11 protein-coding genes are annotated in these 9,421 nt (G+C 70.6%); 4 read left to right on the top strand and 7 right to left on the bottom strand.

From position 1 onward, the window contains the following. Window positions 1–197: 197 nt before the first annotated feature. Window positions 198–797, bottom strand: coding sequence for an isochorismatase family protein (locus ACFV1J_RS01790; protein ID WP_385855208.1), 600 nt, complete (start codon window positions 795–797; stop codon window positions 198–200). 91 nt (window positions 798–888) lie between these two features. Here ACFV1J_RS01790 and ACFV1J_RS01785 point away from each other — a divergent pair, with 91 nt between their 5' ends. After that, on the top strand, window positions 889–1,353 hold the full coding sequence (locus tag ACFV1J_RS01785) for a MarR family winged helix-turn-helix transcriptional regulator (protein ID WP_385855207.1): 465 nt from the start codon (window positions 889–891) through the stop codon (window positions 1,351–1,353). Between the two features lie 239 nt (window positions 1,354–1,592). On the opposite strand, the gene ACFV1J_RS01780 is transcribed toward ACFV1J_RS01785, so the two are convergent. Then, complete coding sequence (locus ACFV1J_RS01780; protein WP_385855206.1) at window positions 1,593–2,075, bottom strand: DUF4188 domain-containing protein; 483 nt, start codon at window positions 2,073–2,075, stop codon at window positions 1,593–1,595. Between the two features lie 87 nt (window positions 2,076–2,162). Between ACFV1J_RS01780 and ACFV1J_RS01775 the strand changes: the two genes are divergently transcribed. Next, on the top strand, window positions 2,163–2,816 hold the full coding sequence (locus tag ACFV1J_RS01775) for a MerR family transcriptional regulator (RefSeq protein ID WP_385855205.1): 654 nt from the start codon (window positions 2,163–2,165) through the stop codon (window positions 2,814–2,816). A gap of 92 nt (window positions 2,817–2,908) precedes the next feature. On the opposite strand, the gene ACFV1J_RS01770 is transcribed toward ACFV1J_RS01775, so the two are convergent. Then, complete coding sequence (locus ACFV1J_RS01770) at window positions 2,909–4,507, bottom strand: caspase domain-containing protein (protein WP_385855204.1); 1,599 nt, start codon at window positions 4,505–4,507, stop codon at window positions 2,909–2,911. Window positions 4,508–4,557: 50 nt separating this feature from the next. Continuing rightward, window positions 4,558–4,974 (bottom strand): hypothetical protein, encoded by a 417-nt coding sequence (locus ACFV1J_RS01765; protein WP_385855203.1) that lies wholly within the window; start codon window positions 4,972–4,974, stop codon window positions 4,558–4,560. Window positions 4,975–5,923: 949 nt separating this feature from the next. Between ACFV1J_RS01765 and ACFV1J_RS01760 the strand changes: the two genes are divergently transcribed. Both ACFV1J_RS01760 and ACFV1J_RS01755 read left to right on the top strand, forming a co-directional pair. After that, on the top strand, window positions 5,924–6,211 hold the full coding sequence (locus ACFV1J_RS01760; protein ID WP_385855202.1) for a hypothetical protein: 288 nt from the start codon (window positions 5,924–5,926) through the stop codon (window positions 6,209–6,211). A gap of 279 nt (window positions 6,212–6,490) precedes the next feature. After that, complete coding sequence (locus ACFV1J_RS01755; protein ID WP_385855201.1) at window positions 6,491–6,709, top strand: EF-hand domain-containing protein; 219 nt, start codon at window positions 6,491–6,493, stop codon at window positions 6,707–6,709. Window positions 6,710–7,028: 319 nt separating this feature from the next. Here ACFV1J_RS01755 and ACFV1J_RS01750 read toward each other — a convergent pair whose 3' ends face one another. From ACFV1J_RS01750 to ACFV1J_RS01740, 3 genes are all read right to left on the bottom strand, one after another. Then, entirely contained in the window at window positions 7,029–7,337 is a 309-nt protein-coding gene (locus ACFV1J_RS01750; protein ID WP_385855200.1) for an SCO5918 family protein, read from the bottom strand. Window positions 7,338–7,395: 58 nt separating this feature from the next. Beyond that, on the bottom strand, window positions 7,396–7,731 hold the full coding sequence (locus ACFV1J_RS01745; RefSeq protein ID WP_385855199.1) for a CBS domain-containing protein: 336 nt from the start codon (window positions 7,729–7,731) through the stop codon (window positions 7,396–7,398). 173 nt (window positions 7,732–7,904) lie between these two features. After that, complete coding sequence (locus ACFV1J_RS01740) at window positions 7,905–9,377, bottom strand: DEAD/DEAH box helicase (RefSeq protein ID WP_385855198.1); 1,473 nt, start codon at window positions 9,375–9,377, stop codon at window positions 7,905–7,907. Window positions 9,378–9,421 lie beyond the last annotated feature (44 nt).

The raw sequence follows: 9,421 nt of genomic DNA, 5'->3' as shown, positions 1-9,421 counted from the left end.
CTGGCCATGCCCTGCATTCGCCGGCAGCGGCGACGTATTCCGCCGGGGGCAAGTCGACGGCGATTGGCGCGCAGTTGGGATATCCCCTTCACCAGGCCGCAGGCCCCAGGCCGGAGGCCGGGGAGATCGTCGATGTCCGCGCGGTGCTTCCTTCGTACAGCGACACACGGAGATCACCACGGTCGACCGGGACTCTGTCAGGCCGTCGCGTGTGCTGGTCGCTGCGGTGCCGGTTCGGTCGCGGGCTGCTGGATCAGACCGTGCAGGGCCGCGATCACCTGACGGCCGGTCGGGGTGGTGAAGTCCCGTACGAGGTCGGAGGCGAAGCTGGCGACGCCGGTGATCCGGCCTCCGGCCGCCTCGATCTGGCGGAAGGCCGCCTGCTCGGTGCGCGACGAGAGTCCACCGCAGGCATCCAGGAGAACGGTGACCTCAAAGCCCGCCGCGATGGCGTCCAGTGCCGTGTGCAGCACGACGATCTCGCTGGTCACACCGCACAGAACGAGGCTCTTGCGGTGCTGGCCAATGATGGCCCGACGGGTGGCCACATCGTCCCAGGCACACGGTCCGCTGCGGACGAAGACGGGCGCTGCGGGGAGGGATGCCTCCTTGATGACTGCGGGGCCGCCGGGACGTGGCGCAGCCGAGAGGGTGACCGGGAGGTCCAGAAGAGGGGCCAGCTGCGCCAGGAAGCCGACGGATCGCCTGATCGTGGCCGGTGGAGTCGTGCCGCTGAGCTCGACGATGCCTTCCTGGAGGTCGGCGAGATGCAGTTGGACGGTGGCAGGGCTGAGCATGGCGGGCCCTTTCAGTCACGACTTTCGGTCAGTCACGACTTTCAGTCACGAGTCGAATCATTCACACTCTGAATGATTCGCCTACTGTAGCATGCTGTTCGTGGCTCTACCCAAGGTGAACTCCAGCGTCGTTTTCCGCCTGGGCGTGCTCGGTGCGATGGCAACCGATCTCTTCGCGGCCCGCATCGAGGCCCATCAACTCAAGCCCAAACACGTCGGATTGATGGTCGTGCTGGACACCGGGAAGGCCTCGTCGCAGCTTGAGGTCGCCGGGGTGATGGGCGTCGCGCCCAGCCTGGTCGTGTCACTCGCCGACCACCTTCACAAGCTTGGCGCCGTGCAGCGGGTAAGGGACCCGGCCGACCGCCGACGCCAGGTGCTCACACTCACCGAACACGGCCGGGAACTGCTCGCCGTCTGCGGAAAGCTGGCACAGTCCGCCGACGCCGAATTCGCCGCGGACCTCACCGCGGCGGAGAGCGCCGTACTCACCGGCCTGCTGGACCGGCTGGCCGCCCGTCAGGGGCTGCCTTCTGCGACCAACGACCACAAATGACCTTCATGCGATGTCGCGGCGCCACCGGGCCCGGACCATCGGCAAGACCGCGACCTACAGCCGGACCACCCGTGGCCTGAGGCCGGAGATTCGCCGGCGATATGCGGCCACCTTGTCGAGGATCTCACCGCCCCGATGAGGGACTTGGACGATCCCGGGGCAGCCTGACCTGCACGATCCACCTGGCGGCCGGCCGGGCGGGCACCCCCGCGCCCACCCCGCATTCTCCGCCGGTCAACCTAGCCCGCGAGGCGCTCCGCGGCCCGCTCACCCCGCCGCCCGACCGGCTCGACCCCATAGGCCGCTCCCAGCCCGGTCGGCGGCATGCCGTGGTAGATCGACTCGTACGAGCCCGCCGGCACGATGTACGTCTCGTGCCAGATGCCGACGCTCCCCGCGGCGTTCCGCGCACGGCGGTTGAACGCCGTCCAGGCGGGGCGGTGTTGCCGTTCCGGGGTCGAGGCGTAGGCGAGCAGTTTCTCGCGCGACTCCCAGTACTGGACGACCGTGTGGGTGCGCGGCCCGGCCGAGTACCCCCGGAATCCCAGCAGCCCGCTATCCCCCTCGCGCGCAAGCTCCTTGAGCATGCGCGGCATGGCCATGAAGGTGGGCAGCCAGTGGCGCACCGACCGCCATCGGTTGATCCGCATCCCGATGAGGAAGACCACCACGTCCCCCTCGGCCGCCGCCGTGACCCGCCCCGCTATGGGTGGCACATCCATGCGCACGCGCGCTCCCCCTCGATCTCTTTGAATAGCGTCGCTATCCATGATTGGATAGTGCCAGTATCCAAAGGAAGGTACAAGAGGATGCGACTGGCCGAACTGAGCGAGCGCAGCGGGGTGTCCACCGCGACGATCAAGTACTACCTGCGGGAAGGGCTGCTCCAGCCCGGCCACCGGGTCACCGCCACCCAGGCAGCGTACGGCGAGGAGCATCTGCGCCGGCTGCGCCTGGTGCGGGCGCTGATCCAGATCGGCAAGGTGCCGGTGGCCGTCGCGCGGGAGGTGATCGCGGCCGCGGAGGACACGTCGCTGGACCACCACATGCGGCTCGGCGCGGCCACCCGGGCGCTGCCGCACGAGCCGGGGCCCGCCGAGGACGACGAGGCGACCAGGACCGCGCGCCGCTCGGTGGACGCGTTGCTGGAGCAGTTGGGCTGGCGCGGCATGCATGCCGAACACTCCCCCGTCCTCGGCACGCTCGTCGCCTCCGTCGCCGCGCTCGTCCGTCTCGGCTACCCGTGCGACACCGCCCACCTGCTGCCGTACGGGCGCCTCGCCGCGGAGCTCGCCGTCGCCGACCTGGACACGGTGGAGGAACAGCCCACGGCCGCCGGGCAGATCGAGGCGGCCGTCGCACTGACCGTGCTGTACGAACCGGTGCTGCTCAGCCTGCGCAGGCTGGCGCACATCCAGGAATCGGCCCGGCGGTTCAGGGGGGAGGGGGACCAGGGGAACTAGGGGGACGACCGGACTCCGATCCCGTCCAGTGAGGTCCCCCTGCCTTCCCCCGCCTCTAGGGGGCTTCCCTTCCCTCCACCTTCCCGCCCCGCCTACGTCCCCTCCGCCTTCTCCCACAGCGTCGCGGTCAGCTCCAGCGTGGGATTGCCCGCCCCGCTGCCTGGGAAGCCCTGGCCGTACGGCCCACCGGCCTTGGTGATGGTCAGCTTGGCCACTCGGTCTTCCGTGGTGATCAGACACCAGATCGTGCCGGCGGCGAGGTCCTTGGAGAAGACGGGCAGGGGAACCGCGCGCTCGTTGGCCGCGGCCCGGCAGGCCGTCGCCGTGGAGGTACCGGGGTCGGCCTGGCCCAGTCGGGCCACAGTGGACGCGTCGTTGAGCTTGATGCCGCCAGCGGTGCCGCCGCCCTCGCCGAGACAACCGCCGTAGAGCAGCTCGGCATCGGCGCTCGCCCTCCCGTAGGCGTCTCCCTTCGCCACCGTGGCGTGGTCCAGATCGAGGAGCTGATCGCCGCTGAGTCCGCACGACGGGCCGGGGATCACCAGCCGCTTGTCGCGGTACACCGCCTTCGGCTCGGACGATGTGCGGCGGGACGGCTGGGTGCTGGGCGACGCCGCGATCGGCGTCTCGCCGGCATGAGTGGAGGGCGCCTTGCCGTGCTGGGTGGCGGGAGTGCGCTGGGGCCCCGCCTTGTCTCCGCCGCCGTGGTCATCGTCCCCCAGGGCGCCCGGAAGCCATTTGACCAGCGACACCGCCAGCAGCACCGTCGCCGCCCCGGCCAGGGCGGCCGCGACCACCGCACCGCGGCGCCGGGGGCGTACGGGAGCGGGCGCCGGCTGCCCGAGGTGGAACACCCCCGCCTCCGGCGCGCGCCACGGGGGCGATGGTGGCGGTGACGCAGACGCGCGGGGCGGTGGTGGCGATGACGCCGACGCACGGGGCGGTGGTGGCGGCGGCGCCGACGGGCGGGGCGGGGCCTCGGGCCGCGGTGGCGCCGCCGCCCGCTCCGACCATCCCCGTACCAGCGCCAGCGCCCCCGCGTTCCCCGCCGCCCGCCGCTGCGGCCGCGGCAGCCCCCGGGCGTGCAGTTCGCGGTCGACCTGGGCGTGGACCTCGTCGAGGGTCAGCGGGGCCGGCCGGGCCAGGGCGGTCAGCAGGGCCCCGGTGAACGCGGTGTGGGCGGCGCCCTGAGGGGCGTGCGCCGGTGTCGTCTTCGTGGACGCGGTCAGCAGATACGTACCGGCCATCTCGAGCTGCCCGAGGGCCAGTCCGGCCGGTGAGGACATCGCGGAGATCGCCCGCCCGGAGAAACAGCAGTCCAGCAGGAGCACCCGGTAGGCGGCGCGCGCGTCGCTCACATTGCGTTTGACCAGCTCGATCGGTACGGCGGAGAAGCCTGCCTGGTCGATGTCGGTGTGCCGCAGCCCCAGGTGCAACAGTCCGTCGTCGTCCAACACCCCATGGCCGGCGTAGTAGACCAGCAGGAGGTCGTCCGCCTCCCGTACCGCCCAGCTCAGCGCCGCGCCGACGCTGGCCTGGTCCGCGGGATCGGACACCACCCGGCAGTGTTCGGGACCCAGCAGACCGTGCGCGGGGTGCGTCAGGGCGGCCTTGAGCGCTCGGAGATTCGCCTCGACGGCGGGCATGTCGGGCAGTTCGGCGCTGCTGAAGCGGCTGGTTCCGATCAGCACGGCCCGACTGCTGGGACCGTGCGGAAGTCTCGGACCGGCCGTGTGCCCGCTCATTCCCCCCGCCCAGCGGGCCGCGCGCCGGGCCGCTGCCCGCCGGGGAGCGCATCGGGCCGTTCGGCGAGCGAACGGAACGCCTCCTGTGCCATGCGGATCACCGCCTGTTCGTCGGCGGCGCGTTTCACGTCGAGGGTGACCTTACGGCCGTCGTCCGCCTCCAGCGTGACGGCAACGTCGCGGCGACGGCCGGTGAGCCAGGCGCACAGCGGGGCGATCAGCCCGGCGATGCCGCTCGACCCCAGGATGACGGTCAGCGCGTCCGCGCCGGCGCCCATGTGGCCGGGCGGCGGCGGAGTGTGCCTCCGGCGCACCCGGCCGCGCAGCCCGTCGTCGGCCGACAGCCACTGGTGCAGCGCCCGTAAGTCGGCCTCGGCGTCCGGCGCTTCGACGGTCAGTGTCAGTTCCCCCATGGCGGCATCTCCCCACAGCCCCATCCGTCTCGTGCACAGCGTTGGCCACGACGGGTGGCCGCTGCCATCCTGACACGATCAGGGGGCGCCGATGTCCCCTTTCGCCGTCACGGTCGACGCTCGCCGGCCGGTACCCCCTCCCCGTACCGCGCTGCCATCCGCCGCGTTGCAGTTCCTGGCCTCCATGGGGCCGACGGCCGTACTGGCAGCGCTGAGGGTCTTCACCATGCGAAGGAGCAACCGGCCACCCACTTCCTCGCGTTCCAACTGGAGATTCCCGGCCGAGCAGGTAGCGGATACTGTCGGCCCACCGTACGGGCCGGACGATCTGGTCACCGAGGGTGGGGACCAATTCGCCCGGCGCGTACGGGAGTCCGGTCACATTGGCGATCACCGGTGTGGGGGGTCCGCGAAGGTGAAGTCCTTCAGGTATTGCTTCCGCCGGCGGCCGCCGCCATGAGTTCACCGCGCTTCTTGACCAGCCGCAGGCCCGTTGGGAAATCGAAGACCCCGGCAGCCAGTGGGGCGTTGTACTCGCCCGGACTGTGTCCGAGGTAGTAGTCGGCACGGCGCTCCTCCCGACGCTCGGCGGGTCAAAGCACCTGCTCAGATACCGCACAAGGCGTTGCAACGCCGGTGCAATGCCGCTGAACGCCGCTGCAACGCCGTCGCAACGCCGTCGCGACAGAAAACCACGGAACGACCGTCCAGTTCCCTCTCCCCCACCAGGGCCGCGAGCTCAGCGGCTGCCTGCCTCTCCCGCCACGCGAGGCCCTTGACGCGACCGGCCACCACCGCGCCAGCACGCCATTCGGATCCCAGACACCGCCCTTCAGGTCACCAAAGACGGCCCTTCAGGTGATTTACGGACTCCTGACGAGCCAGGCAGCCACCGCAGGGGTACGGCGTTCCAGGCAAGCACGCCCCTGCCCCCACAAGGAGATCGGCCATGTACGCAGCAGTCCGACGCTACGAAGGGGTTACCGACCCAGCCGAGGCAGGACGCATCGTCAAAGACGGATTCGTCCCGCTCATGCGTCAACTCCCCGGCTTCGTGGCCTACTACTGGATCGACGCCGGGAATGGAGTAATGGTCTCCACCAGCATCTTCCACGACCGGACCGGCGCCGACCAATCGGTCTCCACCGCAGCGGAATTCGTGCGCGACAACCTCGCGGCCTTGATGCCCAACCCGCCCCAGATCACGGCCGGGGAGGTCGTGGCCTCCGCACACTGACCGACCGCCGGCACGCTCGACGCCGAACACCGTCGCATGATCGATGGCTGTGCGAGCAGTGGCTTCAACTCCACCGCGCTGAAGAGAAGTAGTTGGCCAGGCACAGCCGGTGGCGGGTCCCGGCCGTCCGGACTGCACTCCAGGGCATGCCCGCCGCCCGCACCGGCCCTGGACGGGGGAAAGCCTGGGAGCACTGGGCAGGCTGGGTGCGTCCGCCTCGCTCCGGGCGGACGGATAACCTGGGCCCGTCAGCGAAGATCGCAGAAGGGCGGAGCAAAAATGGCAGACATCGTGGAGACGGCGGCGCGCAAGGTCTTCGAGCGCTACGACGTCGACGGGGACGGCCAGGTCACCGCGGACGAATACCGGAAGGTCGTGGCGGAGTTGGAGGGCACGCAGATCACCGAGGCGCAGGCCCAGGAGCTGATCGACTCGCTCGACACCAACGGCGACCGTCAGATGTCCTTCGAGGAGTTCTGGGCGGCCATGAATGGCTGACACTGCCGGGTCCGGCACATGAACCTGCCGGACCCGGGAGGACGAAGGTCAGCGCCAGTGTCCGAGCCGTCGACCGCACGGTTCGGATCTTGGCCCCTTCGCAATCCAGGACCGCTGGCGCCGCGCGCCCGATGCGCAGCCGGTGCCGCTCCCGTCCGGTCCGGTCCGCCAGGCCGGGCGCCCGGCCTCCTGCTGCCCTACGCCTCCGCCAAGCATGGGCAGGCGGGCGCCCGACTTCCACATCGCCGCCCCCCTCGGGAGCACGCTGTTCGCCCCCTGGGGTGGTGACTGGGGACGGCTTGCGCCCACAGTGACCGGGTCAGGGGCGGTGCGGGTCTCCCAGGAGGGCCGACGCCGCCTCCAGGGGTGTGACGGGGGTCGGGGGCACGAACGCGGCAGCCGGGCGGCACTCGAAGCCGAGGCGGGTCAGGGCTCGGGTGACTTCGCCGGCGGTGAAGTCTCGGCGATCCTGCTTGGTGATGATCTCCCCGACCTGCTTGACGGGGTACTGGCGACGACCGATGAGCACGGTCTCACCTGTCAAGGGTTCGGGTGTGATGCCCTTCATCGCATCCTGCACCTCGGTCTTGATCAGGTCGAAGGGGAAACGGGCAATGACACAGCGCATGGTGCCTCTTCAGGTCGAGGGGGAGCCGGAACGATTTGCCGGCCCGGTGGGAGAGGGGTCAAGGGGTGAGGACGAGGACTCCCAGGGCGTGTCCGTCCTCATCGATCACGGGTGAGGCGCACAGCGCGCGCCGTCGCATGGCACGTTCCGCGTCGCGTACCGACATCGCAGGTGAGGTAAAGGGCCCTCGGTCGTAGCCGATGTCCCGCAACCGAGTCTCCTCGGTGTACCAGGCATCGTGGCGGTGGGCTGTCATCTGGAAACGGGTGACCAGGCCCGCGCACCGCCCGTCCTCGTCGCGGACGAGGAGATGGTCGGCGCGTGCGCCGTTGAGCACAGCCAGGGCCAGATCGACGACCATGTCGTCACCGACCTGTGGTCCCGGAGACATCATCGCATCGCCGGCCGCACTTCCGGAATGGCCTTTGGGGAAACGTGCCTCACACGGCATCAATGAGTCCTTCCGGGCGGGCGTTCGTGATCCGAGAAGGCGAGGGACGCCGTCCGCAGCCGCGGTAGGGCCTGACGCTGGGCGGCCGCGCCCGGGAAGGGCTGTCACCGCGGACATCACCGAGACATCGGGGTCGTGGTACGCGGCGATCCGGCGGAGCGTCGTGCCGAGGCGGTACGGCTGCGCCGGCCGCGCGTGGCGGAGCCGCTGCGCTGGGCACGCTCGACGGACGGGGCAGTGAGGGTGACGGGAACTCCGGACGGCGCCTGGGCACCGGTGATGCGACTCAGTGCGGCCTCGCCGGAGCGGACCTGGGTGGACTGCGGGGTGATGCCGGCGTCGGCCATCAGGCGGTCCATATCGCGCCGCTGGTTGGGCAGAACCAGGGTGACGACGCTGCCGGACTGACCGGCGCGGGCGGTGCGGCCGCCCCGGTGCAGGTAGTCCTTGTGGTCGCCGGGCGGGTCCACGTTGACGACGAGGTCGAGGTTGTCGACGTGGATGCCACGGGCAGCGACGTTGGTGGCCACGAGCACCGTGACATGGCCGGTCTTGAACTGGGCGAGGGTGCGGGTGCGCTGGGCCTGGGACCTTCCACCGTGCAGGGCTGCGGCACGGACACCGCTGATCAGCAGGTGTTTGGTGAGCTGGTCCACAGCGTGCTTGGTGTCCAGAAACAAGATCGACCTGCCTTCGCGAGCGGCGATCTCGGTGGTGGTGGCGTACTTGTCGGTGCCGTGGACGTGCAGCAGGTGATGTTCCATCGTGGTGACGGCGCCCGCCGAGGGGTCGACGGAGTGGACCACCGGATCGGTGAGATAGCGCCGGACCAAGAGGTCCACATTGCGGTCCAGGGTGGCCGAGAAGAGCATCCGCTGCCCCTCGGGCCGGACCTGGTCGAGCAAGGCGGTGACCTGGGGCATGAAGCCCATGTCGGCCATCTGGTCCGCCTCGTCCAGAACGGTGACGGCGACCTGGTCCAAGCAGCAGTCACCGCGCTCGATGAGGTCCTTGAGCCGTCCCGGTGTCGCGACCACGACCTCGGCGCCGGCGCGCAGCGCGCCGGCCTGGCGGCCGATCGACAGTCCGCCGACGACGGTGGCCAGCCGCAGCTTCAGGGACCGGGCGTAGGGGGTCAGGGCATCGGTGACCTGCTGAGCCAGCTCCCGAGTGGGGACCAGCACCAGGGCCAGGGGCCGGCGGGCGTCGGCGCGCCGCCCGGCGGTGCGGGCCAGCAGGGCCAGGCCGAAGGCGAGCGTCTTGCCCGAGCCGGTGCGCCCGCGGCCCAGAACGTCACGTCCGGCCAGCGAGTTCGGCAGTGTGGCGGCCTGGATCGGGAACGGGACCGTCACCCCTTCCGCGGTCAGCGATGCGAGCAACGCGGGCGGCATGTCCAGTTCCGCGAAGGTTGCGGCCGGGGGCAGGGCGGGAGTGTGTGTGACGGGCAGGGCGAACTCTCCCGGCCGTGCGGCCGGACGGCGCCCTTTGCCGCCGGAACGGTTCGACGGCTGCGAGCGGTGGTTCCCGCGGCCGGAGCCGGCCCAGGGGGCGCGGGGCGAGCGGTCTTTCGAGCGGACTGTGCGGTTCATGGAGAACCTTCCTCGATGCGGTACGTCGAGGAATTCCCGGCGAC

The organism is Streptomyces sp. NPDC059649, from assembly GCF_042734445.1.
Lineage (GTDB): Bacteria > Actinomycetota > Actinomycetes > Streptomycetales > Streptomycetaceae > Streptomyces.
This window is presented reverse-complemented; position numbering and strand designations above follow the sequence as displayed.